The sequence below is a fragment of the Aquitalea sp. FG25 genome (assembly GCF_057809375.1).
Genome location: NZ_JBMDJV010000009.1, coordinates 1 through 18,536, shown reverse-complemented (window position 1 = coordinate 18,536; position 18,536 = coordinate 1). Strand labels below are relative to the sequence as shown.

The window sequence follows — 18,536 nt, the reverse complement described above, 5'->3', positions numbered from 1 at the left end:
AAGGGAGACCCCCGCGAGTGTCGTTTGGGCATAATTCGCTTGTACCCTGTTTCCAGGGAGGGCCACCTGCCAGCCACTTCGGGCGCATCCACAAGGGACGCGACACACCCGTGACTCACGCTGGCGACCAAAAGCGAACGCATTGGTACAAAGGAATTGTTTGCCTTCACGAACACCGCAGGGGATAAGCTGATCTGGGTGTTAGCCAGTTCCTGTTTGGTAATCAGAAATCAGAACAGGGCTTGCTGGCTTTCGCGTAGCGCCGTATCGGCGGCTTCGCTCATGTTGCGTATTTTACGCTGGAACGAGGCCATTTCCAAGCCCTCTCCCACTTTGGTGCGTAATAAATCATGGGCAATGTTCAGCGCGGCCATGATGGCGATCTTGTCGGCATCCATCACCTTGCCATGCTGCTGGATCATATCGACCTTGCCTTGCAGCAGCCGGACAGCCTCAAGCAGTGTTTCACGCTCGTCCGTGGGTGTGCCGATGGTGAAATGGCGGCCGAGAAGTTCAATGTCGACCTGCACGATATCGCTCATTCCGCTTCTCCTTCAGCCTGCTCCGTCTCATCTGCCTTGGGCAGACGTTCCACCAGCGCCGCCACGCGGCTGCGTGTTTCGTTCACGCGGAAATTCAGCTCGGCGTTTTCCTTCAGCGCTTCAGCCAGCGCTTGGGCAAAACGGCCGTTCTGGGTTTCCAGCTCCTTGATGCGGGCGATCAGGGCCTGCACGCGGGATTCGAGGTATTCCAGTTCCTTGTCCATGGCGGCGAGGATAACGGCCAGCCAGTCCAGCGTCAAACCAGACTATGTCTTGCTGTGTCCGACATGGCACACCATCCCGGCCGACAGCAGGAAAACCATCGGCATCATGTGCTCTTGAGTACCAGTGGCAAGCCGCAGGCGATCAGCGTCACATGCTGGCAATGGGCGGCAATATCCTGGTTCAACCGGCCCAGCAGGTCACCATACTGCCGCGCCACACGGCTCATCGGCATCACGCCCCAGCCGATTTCATTGCTCACCAGCAATAACTGGCCCTGTACTGCATCGATAGCCTCCAGCAGCCATTGCCGTTCCTGCACGAAATCCATTTCATCGAACTGGTCGTCACTGCGGAAAAAACGCATCAGCCACATGCCCAGGCAGTCCACCAGCAGCAAGCCGTCTTCCTGATCCCGTCCCAGAATCAGCTCGGCCAGGCCGCGCTCGGCCTCTAGCACCTGCCAGTGCGATGGCCGCTGCAGGCGGTGCTGGCGTACTCGCTCGGCAAATTCAGCATCCCGGATTTCAGCGGTAGCAACATAGCAAACCGGGCCATCATGTTTGATGGCCAACTGCTCGGCATAACGGCTTTTGCCAGAGCGGGCCGCGCCGGTAATCAGGTGGGTCATGAAGGGTGCGCTCCTGAACGCCGGAACATGGCCGGTCCCGGCAAAACATGATGTAGATGCGGGCTTGTTACTTCAGTAACAAGCCAAGGCGGCGATTATACGGCACACGGCAGTGAAAACACGGGTATTTGCCGAGAACGGTCTTGATATGCAACAAGCAATGCCGACAGCAACCAGGCATTCAGCTTGCCGCGCAGCCCCCCATGTCTTAGAGTCCCGCTCTAGTCCACGCCAACCAGAGAAATTGCATCATGACCAAGGCCATCGCCCTTCCTGACTACGCTTTCCATGAAGCCGCCCTGCAACGCCAGAATTCGCTGACCAAACCGGCCGGCAGCCTGGGCGTGCTGGAAACGGTGGCCTGCCGCTTTGCCGCCTGGCAAGGCAAGCACATTCCCTCCCCACTGCAAGCGGCCATCACCGTATTTGCCGGCGACCACGGCGTGACGGCAGAAGGCGTCTCTGCCTATCCATCCATCGTCACCGGTGAGATGGTAAAAAACTTTGCCACTGGCGGTGCTGCCATCTGTGTGCTGGCACGTGCCATTGCCGCCCGGCTGGAAGTGGTGGATGCGGGCGTGCTCAGCCCGCTACCGGATCTGCCTATAGTGCAGGCCAAGGTTGCCGCTGGCACCGCCAATCTGGCAGTAGAAGCCGCCATGACACGGCAGCAGTGTGAAGCAGCCCTGGAAGTGGGCCGCGCGGCGGCACGCCGTGCAGTAGAACACGGTGCCAATCTGCTGATTGCCGGCGACATGGGCATTGGCAACACCACCCCGTCTGCAGCACTGATTTGCCGCCTGGCAGGCTACAGCGTGGACAATATTGTCGGTCGCGGCACTGGCATTGATGATGCCGGACTCATCAACAAGCGCCGTGCCGTGCAACAGGGGCTGGACCGTCTGCAGGACAAGCAACTGGATGGCACCGCCGTACTGGCCGAGCTGGGCGGACTGGAAATTGCCGCCATGGCTGGCTTTTATCTGGAAGGTGCCGCACTGGGTGTACCATCGCTAGTAGATGGCTTTATTGCCAGTGCCGCCGCGCTGGCCGCCCGCGCTATCGACCCGGCGGTGGCAGCCTGGCTGCTGGCCAGCCACTGCTCGGAAGAAACCGGACACAAGCTGGCCCTGGAAGCGCTGCAACTGAGCCCGCTGGTAGCGCTGGGCATGCGCCTGGGTGAAGGCTCTGGCGCCGCCACCTGCGTACCGCTGCTGCAGCTGGCCATCAAGCTGCACGCCGAAATGGCCACCTTTGCCCAGGCCGGCGTCACCGAAAAGGACTGAGTACGCATGCACCCCTATACGCTCACCCTGCTGCGCCACGGCGAGATCGACCATGATGGCAGGCTGATCGGCCACACCGACCTGCCGCTGAATGATCTGGGCTGTGAGCAGATGAGCCGCAGCTGGCACAAGCTGAACCAGTTGGCACCGGTTACCAGCATGGCCACCTCGCCGCTGCAACGCTGCCGCGAGTTTGCCGTGCATCAGGCCCTGCATGGTTCCTTACCGCTGAAGGTAGATGAGCGTTTTGCTGAGTTCAATTTTGGCGACTGGGACGGCATGTCGCGCGAGGTGCTGTCCGGTCAGCATCCGGACTGGGGCCGCCGTGTAGCCGCTGGCGAACTGATACCGCCAGGCGGTGAAAGCTATGCCGTGTTCCGCACCCGCGTGCTGACGGGCTTCTGCGAGTGGATTCAGACCGCACGCGGCAGCCACCGGGTACTGGTGTGCCATGGCGGCGTGATTACTGCCTTGCTGGCCGAACTGCTGGGTACCGAATTTGCCGTGGCCAAGCTGATGACGGTGCAGCGCGGCGGCTTTGCCCAGCTGTCCATTCTGGAAGGCCACCCGGCCTACCTGATGCATCTGGAAAGCCCCGGCGAAACATGAAACCGGCCAGCGCCATCCCCCCGGCTCGCTGGTGGCAAAGTCTGATTCTGGCTATCCAGTTTCTTACCCGCTTGCCCACGCCGCAGCTGCGCACCTTCCATCCGGAGTGGCTGGCGGCCAGCGCGCGCTGGTTTGCCCCGGTTGGCCTGTTGCTGGGCAGCCTGCTCTGGCTGGTGGTGTGGCTGGGCAGCCAGCACGACCCCTGGCTGGGCGCACTGGGCGGCCTGCTGCTGTGGATTGCCGTCACCGGCGGCCTGCATCTGGACGGCCTGGCCGACCTGAGTGATGCCATGGGTGCCGCGCACCACTCGCGCGAGCGCTTTTTCGCGGTACTGAAAGACCCACACGTTGGCAGCTTTGGCGTGATTGCGCTGGTCTGCGCCATCTGCAGCAAGCTGGTTTTGCTGATGCTGCTGGCCAAGCAGCCGGCACAGCTGGCTGGCCTGCTGCTGCTACCAGCCTGGGCGCGGCTGTTTGCGCTGTTCTGGTCGGCCACCCTGCCCGCACTGGCACCCGGCAGCGGCGCACGCTTTGCCGGACAAGCACAATGGCAGGTACAGGCCATCAGCCTGCTGGTTTTGCTTGGCCTGTCCTGGTGGCTGGCCCCAGCGCTATTGCTGGCCCCGCTGACCGGCCTGCTGTGGCGCACCTGGCTCAAGCGCAAGCTGGGCGGCATGACTGGCGATTGCCTGGGCGCGGGTATCGAAATCTGCGAAATCTTGCTGCTGGGCCTGCTTTTGCTCCCCATTCACCGCTGAGCGCGCGGTAAAAGACCTGTCATTCTGCCGTCATGGTCTGGTGATGTCGCTGCCGGATACTGCTGGCATCGGCACAGGGAGATGCGCGCATGCAGCTGGATATCTCGCACGACCCGGCGCGGCTAGACCACGCCATGATTCTGGACTTCCTCACCACCCGGGCGCATTGGGCCAACGGCATGGATGCCGCCCTGCTGGAACGAGCAATCCGGCATTCGCTGATTATCGCCGCCTATCATCAGGGCAGACAGATCGGTTTTGCCCGCGTGATTACCGACTACGCCAGCTTTGCCTATCTGTCTGATGTATTCGTACTACCCGACTGGCGTGGCCACGGGGTGGGCCAGGCGATGATACGGGCAGCCCTGGCCCATCCTCACTTGCAGCAGTTACGCCGTTTTTTGCTGGTTTCACGCGATGCCCGTGGTTTTTACCGCCAACTGGGCTTCACGCCCTTGCAGCATGGCGAGCGCTATATGGAGCTGCAGCGCGATGCAGCCACTGCTGCGGGGTGGCGTTGGCCATTTAGTCGTCGCAACCGCCCCGCCACCACACAGATTGCGGCCTGATCAGGGCAGCAGGTCGGCCCGCGCGCCGGGATGCTGCTTGACCACACTCCAGGGCAGCACACTCCATTCCGGATATTCGCAAGCACGTGCCACCCGGGCAAAGGATGGGCCCAGATACAGGCCCTGTGGCGTGGCATACCAGCTGACAAACTGCCATACCTGCGGATCGCGGTAGTCACACTCTTCGTCCTGTGTCGGCTTGGTATCCGCAGGATGCAGCCGTGTCATGGTGCGGCTCAGCCACGGTGCCAGTACTTGCTCCTCGTACTGGTAGTCTGCTCGCTCGCCACCAGCCTTGCGCGCCAGCTGCGGCTTGCCCTTGCCCACCCACAGCAAGTCTTCCAGTTGCAGTTGCTTGCCGCTGGCCACGTCCAGCGTCAGCGGATTGTCGGCAAAATCCGGATGAGCCCCACCGCAGTAATAGCTGGTGAAAATGCTTACGCTAAACAACTTATTGCCCAGCAGATGGGGCGTGACCGTCTGCTCGAAGTCGGCTCCAGCCGTGCGCGTGCCACCCAGCTGACAGTCAAAATAACTGGCCACTTCCTGCCACTGACGCTCGGCCAGCACCTGATTAAGCCGCTGCAGGCTGGGGGCCGGATAGCCATCTTGCACCCGGAACAGACGGATCTTGCTAACCGGCTCTTCCCACCATTGCAAGGTGTGGCCTTGCACCCGCTCACGCTTGCCAGCCTTGAGCGGCAGATCCACCAGCCGCACATAATCGTATGCAGAACGCTGGCGTACCGGATTCAGCGCCGCATCGCTGCTGACCGGCCACTGCGCCTGGGGATAGGGCGTCAGGCTGATGGCAACGGTCTTGCTCGCCTTGGGGCCATGCCATTCGCCAGCCCAGCCACTGCCTTGCGGTCGCAGGGTAATGTCATTGCGCTGCTCGTCGTACTGCAGGTTTTCGCCCAGTTGCAGGCTGCCATCGGCCTGCTGCTTGCCGGAAAGGGCAAGGTCGCGGTGATGCTTGCGATAGAAATAGCGCCCTTCCACCTGGCCATCCTGCGCAATGTCCAGCTCCATCACCACCGCTGCCGCACCCACCCTCCCCTGCAATAGCTGTGGCGCAGCCAGCACACCCTGCGCAAGGGCCAGCAATAGCCAGCCACTGAAGCGATGCATCATATTCTCTCCTTCTTGCAAAACAGCGCCGTACCACAATGGCATGGCGCTGCAAGTAGAGCACAAAAAACGGCAGATTGCTTGCTGCCTGCCAGCCACCACCTTGGGCATGGAAAACGCCCTGCGCCCCCCCTGATGAGGCTGCAGAACATCCACCATCACCACCGGCGGGCAGCAGCTGCAACGCTACCGGCGGGACAACAGCGTTGCCAAACCAGCGGGCTTACGCTACAGATTAAAGCAAGCAACACTGCTACCACGCCCCCCGAAGCGGGAATGGCACACAAGGGAATCAGGACATGAGTCTGCCGGGCAATTATCTGGATGGCCGCAGCCATGCCGGCAAGGCCGTGATGCTGCAGCGCGATGCCCATCATCTGGTGTTTACCGATGGCGTACATACCCACCGCTACCTGGCACACGCAGTTACCTTTCAGGCTGGCGCATCCGGCCTGCCAGACCAGCTGCAGCTACCGGATGGCGGGGTGATCGAAGTGGCCAGTGCCTATGGCTGCCAGCAACTCACCCAGCGCCTGCCGCTGGCTGCCAGACTACTGGAGTGGCTGCAACAAGGCTGGCCCTGGCTGCGGCTGCTCTTGATTGTGCTGGTCGCAAGCGCGCTGTGGACTGGCTATCGTAATGGCCTGCCCTGGCTTGCCGGCGAAGCCGCTCGCCGCACACCAGCGGCTGTCGAGCAAACCATGGCCACGGCAACCCTGAACCTGCTGGAGAAAACCAGCACCTTGCGCCCATCACAGCTATCCCCGGCCCGCCAGGCAGCCTTACAGCAACTGTTGCTGCAGGCCGCACCCGGCAGCAGCCGCTACCATTACCAGCTGCGGCTGCTGGATGCGCGCGAGCTCGGCCCGGATCTGATCCCGCTACCAGCCGGCCTGGTGATCATGACCGACCAGTTGGTGCGACAGGCCAAAAGCGATGATGAACTGTTTGCCATGCTGGCGCATGCCGTAGGCCATGTCGAAGCAAGACACGGTCTGCGCGGGTTGATCCGCACTGGCGGGCTGTCACTGGCCGTCAGCCTGTTTACCGGCGATACCAGCACCTTGCAGGCCGTGGCACCCATCATGCTGGCCGACATGAAATACAGTGCCGACTTCGAACACGAAGCGGATAGTTACATGCGCCGGACACTCACTGCACGCGGCTTGTCACCTTGCCTGTCTGCAAGCTTGCTGACCAGACTGAATGGCCCGGAGCACGCAGCGGCCAGCCTGCTTTCTGCCCATCCTGGCGATCCTGCCGATGCGGCCAGCGCATGTCCGCAGGCTGCTGCCGGTTAGTGCAGCTCTTGCCGGTGCTGCCACCAGCGCCAGCGCAGGCGCATGTCGTACCACACCGGCCGCAGGCCCAGACCAAACAACAACAAGGCCAGGGGCAGGGTGAAGCCATAGCCCAGATGCTTGAATCCCAATGCCCCCACCACGCCTCCCAGGAAGAAGGCAGACAGGATCATGCAGTACACCCACAGCCGGCTGCGATTGGATTTGATGTCCTTGATCTTGGAGCTGTGCAGATGGTTGTAGTAACTCATCTTGGTCAGCTCAATGCCAATATCGGTGGCAATCCCGGTCATGTGAGTGGAACGCAGCAGGCCGCCGGACAGTTTGGTGACGATGGTGTTATGCATGCCCATGATGAAGCACAGCAGCATCACGGTGGGCGGGGTGAACAAGCCCTTGTGGCTGGCCAGCCCGGCACCCAGCAAACCGAACAGCAGCAACAGCACGGCCTCCTCCATCATGGATACGCCATAGCCTCCGCGCAGACGCTGTCGCCTGGCCCACAGAATCAGCCAGGTGGAGTGCATCGCCCCGCCGATGAAACACAGCAACATCACCAGCATGGACAATGACAAGCGGATTTCTCCCAGCGCCAGATCATCAGCCATACCGGATACGATGCCGGATACATGCGAGGTATAACGCTGTACTGCCAAAAAACCGCCGGCATTCAGTGCGCCGGCAATAAAGGCCATGGAGCCGCCCAGCTGGCGCAGCACGCGGTCATTGAAAGAGCCGCGATCCAGCAGGCGGGTGATATTGCTTGAGCGTCGGGACATAGCAAACCATGAAAAAACGGCAAGGCGGGACACCCCGCCATTGCCGTTCATCATCCATCCTGCACTGGCTTGCTGACAAGCCTGATTTCCACTCGCTTTGCGACAACGCAAGGCCTCAATGGCAAGTCTGCAGTGCAATCCCCGGTGTCAGACGCTTTTGCAATGCCTGCAAACGCTCGGCCTGCTGGGCATCCAGCGCCTTGAAACTCAGTACCGTGGCCGCCGACTTCAGCCCCTTCTGCTCGATGGCCACCTTGTCGAAGCCCGCCGCTTTCACCCGTGCCTGCATGGCTTTGGCTGTCGCCTCCTGGCCGAACAAACCGAGCGACACGCTGCCCTTGAATTCCGCACTATGGACGATGTAGTTGTCAAAACCCTTGTCTTTCAGCTCGGCAGACAAGGTCTGGGTTTCAGACTGGGTGGCCAACGGCGGGTGATATACCCAGAACTTGCCATTGCCCTTGAGCTCGCCCTTGCTGCTTTCCACCACCTGCTCCGCCTTCAGCTTCAGGCTGGGCAAGCCACCCTTTACCCGAGCCAGCAGCTTGGCATCCAGTGTTCCCCAGTCATAGCAGGCCAACGTCTTGGCCGGTTCAGCTTTGGCAGCTTCAGGCTTGGACTTGGGCTTGTCGGCGGCTTTTTCCACCGATTTGGCTTCCACCAGCTTTTTGAGCTCGGGCTTGGCCACCGGCAGCGAAGCCTCTACCTTGGCAGGTTTGGCTGCCGTCGGCTGTGATGCCGTCTTGCCCAGGTCTTCCGGCTTCAACGCCTCGGTTTGTGGCATGGAGGCCACCACCTTCAGCGGTGCGCTGGCCTCCCCCGGCAGGGCCGAAGCGGGCTGCCAATCCGGCGGCAGCAACTTGACCTGCTCAGGGCTGATCTCCTGGGCGTGCACATCGGCAGGCGGGCGTTGCTTGAACGCGCCATAACCAGCCACCGCCAGATTAAGCACCACAATCAGTACCAGAAACCACTTCATGATTCGCACGCCACTCTCAAGAGTCCCATCAGCACGAGATTATCCACGATCGTCGCCGGTACGGCGAGTTGCACGGCAATAGAGGCCGCATCGCCGCCGGTCAGCAGCACGTGGGGCTGGGCGCGACCGGTCTGGTCGGCCAACTGCCGGCACATGCGCTCGATGGCCCCGCACTGCGCGGCCAGCACACCGCTGGCCAGTGCATCCTCAGTCCCCTGCGGAAAGGTTTGTACGCTGCCAGCCAACCGGTCCAGCTGGGCGGTGCCTTGCGCCAGGCTACGCAGCATCAGCGCCTGTCCGGGCAGAATCAGCCCGCCCAGATAATCGCCTTCGGCGGTCAGTGCTTCCACGGTAAGTGCGGTGCCGGCACACGCCACCACCACGTCATCAGCGCACAGCTGGCGCGCTGCGAGCACGGCCAGCCAGCGGTCGGCACCTTGCTCGGCAGGATGGCGGTAGTGGTTGCGCACATCGGCAAAACCGGCTGCAGAGCGTACCCACTGCACCGGGCAGGGTGCGGCCTGGGTGATGGCCTCGGCCACTGCCGGTCGTGCAACCGAGGCCGCATGAACACTGCCAATAGGCCAGGCGGCCCATTGCGCGGCCAGCGTGGCAATCTGCTCATGCGTTACCGCCCCCTGGGCTAGCCAGCCCTGCCCATCATGCACGCCCCATTTGAGCCGGCTGTTGCCGGCATCCAGCAGCAGTTTCATGACCGGCTCCGCAGGCTGACTTCACCAGCATGAAAAATACGCAGCCCCTCTGCCGTTTCCACCTGCAAGGCTCCGTTTTCCGCCACGCCGCGCGCAATGCCGTCAACTGGCTCCGCATGGGAAAAGCTTAGCCGTACCGGTGCGTTTTCATGGCTGGAACAACGCATCCAGTCATCGCGGAATGCGGCAAAGCCTTCACGGTTGAAGGTATCCAGCACCACCGCCAGTTCGCTGAGCAAGGCGGCCAGCAACTGGTTGCGCCCCAGCCGGATACCCGCTTCTGCCAGCGATGCCACCGGCTGATCCACTTCGCCCGGACTGTCCAGATTCAAGCCAATACCGATGACCACGGCAGCGGGGCCGAGTGCATCACCGGATAGCTCGATCAGGATGCCGGCCAGCTTGCGGCCATTGAGCAGCACATCATTCGGCCACTTGAGTTGTACCGGCACCGCCAGCTGGTGCAAGGCGCGCGCCAGCGCCAGCCCCACCGCCAGCGACAGGCCGGCCAGTTCGGCCAGGCCGCGATCAAAACGCCACAACAGGGAGAAAGTAAGCCCGGCCCCCAGACGGGTTTGCCAGCGCCGACCCAACCGGCCACGACCAGCGCTCTGCATTTCCGCCGCCAGCACCAGCCCATGCAATCCGCCACTGGCCGCTCTGGCCATCAACTGACTGTTGGTGGAGTCAGTGCGCTCGGTCACCGCCAGGGTAAAGGTCTCGGCGGCGGGTGATGACAGCGCATCACGCACGCTGGCCACATCCAGCCATTCGAAGGGCTCGGCCAGTTTGTAACCCTGGCCGCGCACGCTGAACACGGTCAGGCCAAACTCCTGCTCGATGGCATGTACCGCCTGCCAGATCAGAGTGCGCGAACAGCCCAGTTGGCGCGCGATGTCGGCACCGGAATGAAAGCGGCCATCACTCAACTGCCGCAGCACGGCAAATGCGTGCTCGCTCACGCCTTGTCCTCGGCAGCACGGATCTTGTTGATGGTTTGCGTCGTGGAGGTGGCAAACAAGAAGGGAATGGAATGTACTTCGCCGCCACGGGCCAGGGTTTCGGCGCTGCCGACAATCTTGTCCACCGTCCAGTCGCCGCCCTTGACCAGCACATCCGGCTGCACCAGTTCAATCAGCGCTGCCGGGGTATCGCTGTCAAACCAGGTCACCAGGCTGACGCTCTCCAGTGCGGCCAGCACGGCAGCACGGTTCAGCTCGTTATTGATGGGGCGATCATCGCCCTTGCCCAGGCGCTTGACTGAGGCATCGGTATTCAGGCCCAGTACCAGGCTGGCCCCCAGCGCGCGCGCCTGGGCCAGGTAGGTGACATGACCACGGTGGAGAATGTCGAAACAACCGTTGGTAAACACAATGGGGCGCGGCAAGGCAGCCAGCTTGGCGGCCAGCGCCTCTGGCGGGCAGATCTTGTCTTCGAATGCGGGTGCGGGGTAGGACATGGCAGAACCTGTTAAGGAGCGTGACTGGCCGTCATTATACGGTAGTCACGCTCTCAGGCTGCATGCCGGCGCAGAAACAATGCACCCGGGGGCGGCTGCGGATTTACTTCCAGCAATCGGCGGTGGAGTAGGTGCCGCTAGATCCTTTATTACCCAGCGCATCCAGCGTCAGTGTGCCGCACTGGGTATCTGGCGACTGGCTGTTGGCCGGTACCGCATTCACCTGGAAACCGGCCGGAGCCGTACCGCTGGCCACGGTGATGTTGTACAGGATGGAGGTGCCGGTTGCCCCCAGCGGGCTAACCTGGGTGGCACCGATGTTGTACTGATTGTTCATGGTGTAGTAACGCTCTTGCTCCTGCGCCACTTGCAACATCACGGTGGCAGCTTCGCTACGGTGCCCGCGCAGGATGTAATTGCGATACGACGGCAGCGCAATCGCCGCCAGAATGCCGACGATGGCAACCGTGATCATCAGTTCAATCAAGGTAAAACCGGTTTCTTTTCTATGCATGATCTTTATCACCAGGATTGAATGATTTCCCGCCACGACAGGCGGCCATACATGGTGCTGTAATTGGCATTTCCCTGTGTACCGATTTTCCCGTCAGAACCGGTACTGTTCAGGATATAGCTCTTGCCAGCCACCATCACCATCATCGGGCTCCCCGACGCAATGCCGTTACTCGTCATGGCATTGGCAGCCTGGTCGGTACTGTTCATCGCACCGTTACCGGAGGTGTCATAAATCGCCGAGGTTGTCCCCCCACCCGTTGCATAGTTCAGACCAAACAAGGTGGTTGTCCCGCCACTGCCACACACACTGGTGGAAGAAGGCGTGATGGCCGTGAAATATGCCAGTGTGTTCTGGTACAGGGCCGGGGTTGTCACCACCCGGCTATTGGTAAAACCACTGGCAGTCAACGGCAAGTACCAGCCATTGCAGCCGTTGGGCAGATAGCCGTTGACCCCGGAACACGACGAGATAGTAGATGTCGTGTTGTTGCTGATGGTGTAGTAGGTCAGCGTATTGCCGGTGCTGATATCGATACTGGTCGTCACCTGCGAGCCAATGCTTTGCGCCAGCAGGTTGGCCGAGATGGAGGTCTTGCCGGACAGGGTGCCGTCATCCCGGATGCCATACAGAGTCTGGGTATTGCTTTGGCTCAGATCATTGCCAGACAGATATTGGCCGGTGCCAAACAACACCAGATAACCACGCAGCGGGTCGCGCGTTACCATCACCCCCGAGGTAATCGGCTGCACGGTGCTGGCGGTACACTGCGTACCACTGGTCTGACCAGTAGCGGCCCCTGTGCAGGCGGTGAACAACGGGGTAGTCGGTGCCGTCCAGTTGCCCGGCGTGGTGGATGTCAGGTCGAACTTCCACAAATTGCCGTTCAGATCGCCGGCATACACGGTTTTGACTGCGCCATTGCTGATGACGATGCCCGGCGCAGACAAGCCATTTGGCGACGTATTCAATAAGGACGGCGTGGGCAGGTCAATGCGGAAATAGTTGCTGCCCCGTGTCCAGCTCGTCCCAGGCTGCTTATCCAGATACAGCACAAACAGCGAGGCTGTGGTGCCGCTGCTCTGGTTGTAGCCGTTGCCGAAAATCACCGCCGGACGGCCATTGCTCAGCTTGGTGATGACCGGGTTACCAATGGTGTAGCCCAGCTTGGCATCATCCTTGGCCGAGAACTCCCACAGCACATTGCTGCTACCCAGGCTGTCCACATGAGTGACATCCAGCGCATACACGCTGCTGCCCCCCGCCCCGGTCGTCCCCACCACTACCGAACGGGCTTCCGGGCTGGCCAACGCCGTGCCACTACTGCCATACAGGAAGCACACATCCTTGTAGAGCGGCGAGCCGTCATTGAAAAACTGGTGCGCATAGGTCGTGGAGCTCAGATTGGGCAAACTGGGGTAGATACTGGCAGGCAGATAGGCCGCCAGTTCATTGCCCACACTGCTGCTGCCATAGGTAGCATTAAAAATGTGCAGCATGCCATCGTTGGCCGCCACGGCCACTGCGGCCGGACGGGAAAAAATGGTCGCCCGATCCGTTGCCGGACTGGACAGATTGGCATCGTAGGAACAACCACCCGGATCTGCCGTCGGCGTGGGAATGAACACCGGCGTGGAGTGCACCACATCACCCATGCGGTAGTTGCGGGTACGGAACTGCGGCGAGGCGGAACTGCCCTCCTGGGTTTTATCCCCGCGCAAGTAGTTGACCCGGTAACTGCCATAGCCACCGGTATTCAGGCCGGTGTACTGAAAGCTGGTGGTACCGGTCGGGACATCGGTCTTGGTACTGAGAGCGGAATACCAGGTGGTGTTGAATGCCGCACCGGCCATGGTGGTGTAGTCGTAAGTCAGCACATTACGCGAGGCCACGCTGTTGTTCAGCTGGGTTTCCAGTTTCAGCTTCGCCTGCCATGCCGGGGTGTAGCTCACGGTAATGGCGCCAGTGGAACTGGTGCTCAGCGAATAGGTATTGGCAATCAGGTCACCACTCCAGTCGGTAGAGTTGAACGCCGGTTGGAATATATAGGTACTGGAGCTGAACACCTTGCTGCCAGTGAAGGAGCCCGCCAGGCCGGCTTGCGATGCATTGGCCGAACCAGACACCGTACTGAGCGCATTGGTCAGCGCGGACACCATGGCGGCCGGATTATTGGCAGGCGCATAGTTGGTGGGAGTGCCGGTATAGCCGGCGGCCGGGCTGGGGAATACCGAAATGGAGCTGGTGCCGGTCGTGGCGGTGCTGCTGCTGGCAGCCGACGCCCACTCCTTGGCCAGATCTGGCCAGCTATTGGCATTGGAGTCGGTGAATCCGCCATATTTTGCCGCCATGAAGAAGGCATTGCAGACATTGGAACTCCAATAGGAGGAGCAGGGTGAATCACCCACCCCCTTGTAGTTACCGCCTTCCACCACATCAATCATGAAGGAGCTGACACTGGCCGTTTTGGTGTCTCCGGACTTGGTGCGGATATTGTTGGTATTCGCCCACCACGCCATGCCGGCAATATACGGTGGCGAATTGGTGGAACCGGTATTCACCGTCTGGTATTGGGTACCAGTCATCCCCTCATCCGTACCCAGGTTCTGCGTCCAGGTCGCCACGTTGAAGGCAGTATCATCGGTAGGCACAGAGGCACCAGACCAGCTGGAGCCGGGGACATCAATATCATTGTGCGTATTGGTGTCGCCAATATAGATGATGAAGTTTTTCTGGCAGGAATTCAGGATGGGGTCATCCCAATCGGTAATCGCCGGGAAACCACCTTGCCAGCTGGTATTGGAGCTAAGCGAACTGGTAAAGGTGGAGTAATTGCCGTAATTGCGGAAATAGCGCAGCGCGGCATAGTACAGGTGGGCAGCCGGGTCGTATTGCTTGTAACCGATATTGCTGGTGATGGTGTCACCAAACTTGTTCAGGTAATTGGCTACCCCACTATTGGACACTGCCAGTGTGCTGCCATAGGTTGTTGAGGTATCGGTGGAAGAAATGGTATGCGAAATGGCGTCGTTGGCATCCGGATTCACCACGAAAGTACCATCGCTATTCCACTCAGCACCCAGGGTATAACTGCTGCCCGATCCACCTGTCACTGCCTGAGAAATCCCCGGGTATTTCAGACGTGCGCGCAAGGCACCGCCATCCTGGGTGTACTGGGTATTCACCAGATAACTGGCAGCACCAAAACGCATCTTGCTGCCATTGGACTGAATCAGCCCTTCCGGCTTGTAATTGCTGCCATATTGCTTGCAGGTATAGGGCGTGGTGCTGCCGGTTTCCACCATGCCACTGACACAGACTTTGACAATGGCGTTATCAATTTCATAGGGTGAGCTGGGCTGGCTATTATTGCTGGCCCGATAAATGGACACACTCCACGGATGAGAGCCGCTACCGTAATTGGGGCCATTGCTGAACCACACATTGTTATAGGTAGTGGAGTATGGCGTGACCTTGGACAGGTAATTGGTCCCGCTCACGGTCAAACCGGATACTGCTTTACCAGTCAGGTTATAACCCTGGTTCTGACCTGGCACCACGGCAGCACGACGCAAGTAGGTGGTGGAGGTGGAGTCACCCGCAGAGTAATCGCTCACCAGCGTAGATGCGGTGGTATTCCCCGATGAGGTAGACCACCCGCCACTGCCCAGTGCGCGGTTGCCACCAGTCAAAGTGGCACGAAAAATATCAATTGCCGACATGGTGGCCCAGTTCAGCAAATTGCCGCTCCAGGCCGTGCCATCACAGGTATAAATCTTGTAAACAGTTGAGTTATACGTCACCGATGTCAATGTGGCGCTGGCATAGGGCGAAAAATAACCTGTCGATCCCGACCCGCTGTATTTGTAGCACTTGGCATAATCAAAATATCCCAGAAACGGAGTATTCCCCACGCCGGAGACATCCAGGTCAGCCACACTGCTGATAGAGGTCTTGGTATTGAATGCCGAGCCCGCAGTCGGAAACTCCACCGACAAGGCAAACATCACGTTCGGGCCATAAGAAGAGCCAATCCCCGCCAGCGGCAAAGCACCAATGGAGACTGCCGAAGCCGCTTGTACCACCGACAGGCAGCAGCCCCACAGCAACAATCCCAACATGCACAATCTGGTTTTCATTGCCGACTCCATTTACTTCGATGGGCGGTAAACCGACTCGGTCACCGTCACGATATTGCTGTTGAAACCAAAGCCCCAGGCGGTAATCCGGTACAAATAACTTTCCGTACTCAAATCACTGCCAGGTGCCTGATCCGGAATAGCCTCAATGGCATAGCGTGGGGCTTGCAAGCTGAAGCTGCCCAGGCTGCCACCATTCCAGGCGGTACTGGGCACCGTTGCCACCGTGGTGGGTGAGGTGGCAATCGCCGCAGAGGCCAGCAAGACACTCATCGGCCCGCTGGCATAGTTGGAACAAAGCCCGGTTGATGCCGTATTAGGGCAGCTGTTGAAACCGAGATTGCTGGTAATCACGCCGCTGGCAATCTGCCCTTCGGCATACCGTAACGCAGCCTCTGCCGCCTCCTTGGCCAACAAGCCGTCCCGTCCGGCGCGCGCCAGACGCTCCTCTTGCTTGGACGAATAAAACGCAGTGAGGCCGATCAGCATCATGGCCACCAGCAGCACCAGCACGACCAGCAGGGCGACCCCGCGTTGCGCAGAATTGAATGGAAGCGGTTGCATCACGACATCCTGTTGCGCAAGACAAAGGTGGAGTCATACAAGCGGCGTGCCCAACACGGATTACTGGTACTGCACGCCACCGTAGCCGAAGCCAGCGGTACCACCCAGGAGTTATCACTAGACGACACCGTGGCACCATAATTGGCACCGAACATATTAAAGGTGGCCCCACTAAACGCCTCTGCCCGTACCTGGTTGTAAACCGGGTCCTGTCTGGCCAGCAGCACCACCCGCACTGCATACACCTTGCTCATACTGATGGAGGAACTGGGGGGCGTGTAATAGTCAGGCTGACCATCGCTGGCGCTATCCACCCCCAGCAGCACACCGATACGCTCGATGTTCTCCGCGACAATTCCCGATGAAACCAGACTGCCGGTCAGCGCGCTGGACAAGGCATTGCCATTGATATCAGTCCAACTAACATCACACATCAGCTGCGGGCGTACCACCTGCGGGCTGCTACCGGTCCCCACGCCCTGCACCTTGATGTAAAACCGATTGGTCACAATCACATTGCTGGCCGCCGGTGACGGATTACCCAGACAATCCGGCATGCCGGTATTGGAAGAGGCCTGCGGGCCGGTGATGTAGCTGATGGTCAGGGTATCGCTTTTCTGCCCCATCGCACTCAGACTGCTGGTATTGCCGTTGCTCAAGGTAAAACTACTGGTTCCACTGGCAATGGTCGTGGCAGCTGACGCGATCAGACTGACCTGACTAAACGCATCCGACCCAACACTACCCGATGCCGCAGAAGAATTGATGTGGTTACACGGCACCACCCAGTTGCCACTGGCATTGGTAGTGCTATACGACGTTTCATCACAATAGCCGGACTGCTTCAACAGCCGGCCTATCACTGCCAGTCCAATGCGGCCGTTATCCGTCATTAGCGCATTACCCGACTGCGCACCCAGCGTCTGCTGGTTGGCAATAAAGATATTGGCCACCGCCAACAGGATGAAAAAGGAAATGGTTACCGAGACCATCAACTCCAGCATGGTAAAACCTGCCTGAAGTTGCATGGCACACCGCGTAACAATTGAAGGATGCTTGCTCATGGTTTCACCAATACCGACATCGAAGCCGTTGCCGTCTGCGAAGCCACACTAGTCGCCCGTTCCTGCCAGCTCACCGTCACCTGATAACCAAACACCACACTACCGCTGGAAACCTTGTTGACCGATAGCGCCGGGCTGGTCAGACCACTACTGGCGGCAATGGCCTTCATCTCGGCCAGGTCGAATGCCGCACGATTAGCCGGCGTTGTAGACGGGCAATTGGTGGTAGCCGAATAACAATTGCCGCTATAACTACCCGATGCGGTGGAATAATCAGCCCCGGCATTGGCCCGGATACGGTCTGCCAGTTGCTCCGCCACCAGCGCCGCCTGCTGACGCCCACTACTCATGCTGGAATAACGCAGATTATTCAGTTGCAAGGCGGCAACGCCCAACAAGCCAATAGCCACGATCACCAGCACCACCAGCACCTCGATCATGGTCACCCCGGCCTCACGCCGGATCTTGCCTGGCATGGGGCGGTTCATGGACAGGTCCCCAAATTCAAGCGCTGCGGACGGCCATTGGCCAGGATATTGACCTGCTGCGCCATGGTCGAACTTTTGCCCGTCACATCACAGATGGCAATATTAGTCGTGGTCGTGGCTGCCGAGCCGCCAGTACCGCTGGCCTGCAATTGCAATTGGCCACCCGGTAGATACTGGAAAGCCGTGGTCGCACTCGGAGTTATGGTGACGTATAGCGAAGACGGAATCGAACCATGCATCACCAACACCCCCGAAGCTGTCGGGCTGCCAGTATGCTGATAGTCAATGAAGGACACCCAGCCCGAACTCCAGCTGGAAGCATCGCAGCTTGGCACATTATTGCTGGTGGCTCCGGTGGATGCGCACACCACCACAGGCACGCCCATGCGCATGGCGTTGCTGCGAGCATTCAGCAAGGTCATGTCGAAATCGGTGGCAGCTTGCTTGATCCGGTTCTCAGTCACAAACTGCGACATCGAAGGCAGGGCAATGGTCAACAGAATGGCAAATACCGCCATCACCACCACCATCTCGATCAAGGTGAAGCCACGCAGGCAGCGCGTCCTGTCCATGGTAGCTCTCAGGGAATTTTTACCCCTTAAGCGTAACTAACCACAAAATAAATAAAGAATTTTCTGATAAGCGATTAGTTTTTTCTGACCAACGGAACATAAAACGGCAGAGGACAAGAAGGCGTTACGTGTAATGAGCAGACAGAAGGCTGGAATGCAAGAAGCCCAGCTCGATTGAGCTGGGCTTCTAATGGGGAGTCTGGCGGTGTCCTACTT

Annotated in this window: 20 protein-coding genes and 1 other RNA gene; 5 read left to right on the top strand and 16 right to left on the bottom strand. The window is 59.7% G+C overall.

The genetic code is table 11. From position 1 onward, the window contains the following. Window positions 1–4: 4 nt before the first annotated feature. From ssrS to cobU, 4 genes are all read right to left on the bottom strand, one after another. A non-coding RNA gene (ssrS, locus tag ACODR9_RS09700) (6S RNA) lies at window positions 5–187 on the bottom strand. Between the two features lie 43 nt (window positions 188–230). Beyond that, window positions 231–542 carry a cell division protein ZapA gene (locus ACODR9_RS09695; RefSeq protein WP_488809058.1) on the bottom strand — a complete coding sequence of 104 codons (312 nt, stop codon included), beginning with the start codon at window positions 540–542 and terminating at the stop codon, window positions 231–233. Then, on the bottom strand, window positions 539–802 hold the full coding sequence (locus ACODR9_RS09690; RefSeq protein ID WP_488809057.1) for a hypothetical protein: 264 nt from the start codon (window positions 800–802) through the stop codon (window positions 539–541). The genes ACODR9_RS09695 and ACODR9_RS09690 overlap by 4 nt, the downstream gene beginning before the upstream one ends. 68 nt (window positions 803–870) lie before the next feature. Then, complete coding sequence (cobU, locus tag ACODR9_RS09685; RefSeq protein ID WP_488809056.1) at window positions 871–1,395, bottom strand: bifunctional adenosylcobinamide kinase/adenosylcobinamide-phosphate guanylyltransferase; 525 nt, start codon at window positions 1,393–1,395, stop codon at window positions 871–873. Between the two features lie 251 nt (window positions 1,396–1,646). Here cobU and cobT point away from each other — a divergent pair, with 251 nt between their 5' ends. The 4 genes from cobT (at window position 1,647) to ACODR9_RS09665 (ending at window position 4,617) form a co-directional block, all read left to right on the top strand. Next, window positions 1,647–2,681: a nicotinate-nucleotide--dimethylbenzimidazole phosphoribosyltransferase gene (gene cobT, locus ACODR9_RS09680; RefSeq protein ID WP_488809055.1), complete on the top strand. Its 1,035-nt coding sequence runs from the start codon at window positions 1,647–1,649 to the stop codon at window positions 2,679–2,681. A 6-nt stretch (window positions 2,682–2,687) separates the two neighbouring features. Next, window positions 2,688–3,290, top strand: coding sequence for a histidine phosphatase family protein (locus ACODR9_RS09675; protein ID WP_488809054.1), 603 nt, complete (start codon window positions 2,688–2,690; stop codon window positions 3,288–3,290). Further along, a complete protein-coding gene (cobS, locus tag ACODR9_RS09670) occupies window positions 3,287–4,048 on the top strand; it encodes an adenosylcobinamide-GDP ribazoletransferase (RefSeq protein WP_488809053.1) in 762 nt (253 codons plus the stop codon). The genes ACODR9_RS09675 and cobS overlap by 4 nt, the downstream gene beginning before the upstream one ends. 89 nt (window positions 4,049–4,137) lie before the next feature. Further along, on the top strand, window positions 4,138–4,617 hold the full coding sequence (locus tag ACODR9_RS09665; RefSeq protein WP_488809052.1) for a GNAT family N-acetyltransferase: 480 nt from the start codon (window positions 4,138–4,140) through the stop codon (window positions 4,615–4,617). Here ACODR9_RS09665 and ACODR9_RS09660 read toward each other — a convergent pair whose 3' ends face one another. Then, entirely contained in the window at window positions 4,618–5,751 is a 1,134-nt protein-coding gene (locus ACODR9_RS09660; RefSeq protein WP_488809051.1) for a hypothetical protein, read from the bottom strand. A gap of 296 nt (window positions 5,752–6,047) precedes the next feature. Between ACODR9_RS09660 and ACODR9_RS09655 the strand changes: the two genes are divergently transcribed. Beyond that, window positions 6,048–7,049: a M48 family metallopeptidase gene (locus ACODR9_RS09655; protein ID WP_488809050.1), complete on the top strand. Its 1,002-nt coding sequence runs from the start codon at window positions 6,048–6,050 to the stop codon at window positions 7,047–7,049. Here the strand turns inward: ACODR9_RS09655 and ACODR9_RS09650 are convergent. From ACODR9_RS09650 to ACODR9_RS09600, 11 genes are all read right to left on the bottom strand, one after another. Then, window positions 7,046–7,828 (bottom strand): YoaK family protein, encoded by a 783-nt coding sequence (locus tag ACODR9_RS09650; RefSeq protein WP_488809049.1) that lies wholly within the window; start codon window positions 7,826–7,828, stop codon window positions 7,046–7,048. The genes ACODR9_RS09655 and ACODR9_RS09650 overlap by 4 nt on opposite strands. 115 nt (window positions 7,829–7,943) lie before the next feature. Next, window positions 7,944–8,807, bottom strand: coding sequence for an SPOR domain-containing protein (locus ACODR9_RS09645; protein ID WP_488809048.1), 864 nt, complete (start codon window positions 8,805–8,807; stop codon window positions 7,944–7,946). Further along, on the bottom strand, window positions 8,804–9,520 hold the full coding sequence (locus ACODR9_RS09640) for a type III pantothenate kinase (RefSeq protein WP_488809047.1): 717 nt from the start codon (window positions 9,518–9,520) through the stop codon (window positions 8,804–8,806). Before ACODR9_RS09640 ends, ACODR9_RS09645 begins: the two co-directional genes overlap by 4 nt. Beyond that, the gene (locus ACODR9_RS09635) at window positions 9,517–10,482 is read right to left on the bottom strand and encodes a biotin--[acetyl-CoA-carboxylase] ligase (protein WP_488809046.1); all 966 of its coding nucleotides are present in this window, start codon (window positions 10,480–10,482) and stop codon (window positions 9,517–9,519) included. The genes ACODR9_RS09640 and ACODR9_RS09635 overlap by 4 nt, the downstream gene beginning before the upstream one ends. Then, complete coding sequence (gene rfaE2, locus ACODR9_RS09630) at window positions 10,479–10,979, bottom strand: D-glycero-beta-D-manno-heptose 1-phosphate adenylyltransferase (RefSeq protein WP_488809045.1); 501 nt, start codon at window positions 10,977–10,979, stop codon at window positions 10,479–10,481. The genes ACODR9_RS09635 and rfaE2 overlap by 4 nt, the downstream gene beginning before the upstream one ends. A gap of 103 nt (window positions 10,980–11,082) precedes the next feature. After that, a complete protein-coding gene (locus tag ACODR9_RS09625; RefSeq protein WP_488809044.1) occupies window positions 11,083–11,493 on the bottom strand; it encodes a type IV pilin protein in 411 nt (136 codons plus the stop codon). 8 nt (window positions 11,494–11,501) lie between these two features. Beyond that, the gene (locus ACODR9_RS09620) at window positions 11,502–15,632 is read right to left on the bottom strand and encodes a pilus assembly protein (RefSeq protein WP_488809043.1); all 4,131 of its coding nucleotides are present in this window, start codon (window positions 15,630–15,632) and stop codon (window positions 11,502–11,504) included. Window positions 15,633–15,644: 12 nt separating this feature from the next. Further along, the gene (locus tag ACODR9_RS09615) at window positions 15,645–16,196 is read right to left on the bottom strand and encodes a pilus assembly PilX family protein (protein WP_488809042.1); all 552 of its coding nucleotides are present in this window, start codon (window positions 16,194–16,196) and stop codon (window positions 15,645–15,647) included. Further along, window positions 16,196–17,224 (bottom strand): PilW family protein, encoded by a 1,029-nt coding sequence (locus tag ACODR9_RS09610; protein ID WP_488809041.1) that lies wholly within the window; start codon window positions 17,222–17,224, stop codon window positions 16,196–16,198. The genes ACODR9_RS09615 and ACODR9_RS09610 overlap by 1 nt, the downstream gene beginning before the upstream one ends. Before the next feature lie 32 nt (window positions 17,225–17,256). Continuing rightward, on the bottom strand, window positions 17,257–17,748 hold the full coding sequence (gene pilV / locus ACODR9_RS09605) for a type IV pilus modification protein PilV (RefSeq protein WP_488809040.1): 492 nt from the start codon (window positions 17,746–17,748) through the stop codon (window positions 17,257–17,259). Continuing rightward, a complete protein-coding gene (locus tag ACODR9_RS09600; RefSeq protein ID WP_488809039.1) occupies window positions 17,745–18,320 on the bottom strand; it encodes a GspH/FimT family pseudopilin in 576 nt (191 codons plus the stop codon). The genes pilV and ACODR9_RS09600 overlap by 4 nt, the downstream gene beginning before the upstream one ends. Between the last annotated feature and the right edge of the window lie 216 nt (window positions 18,321–18,536).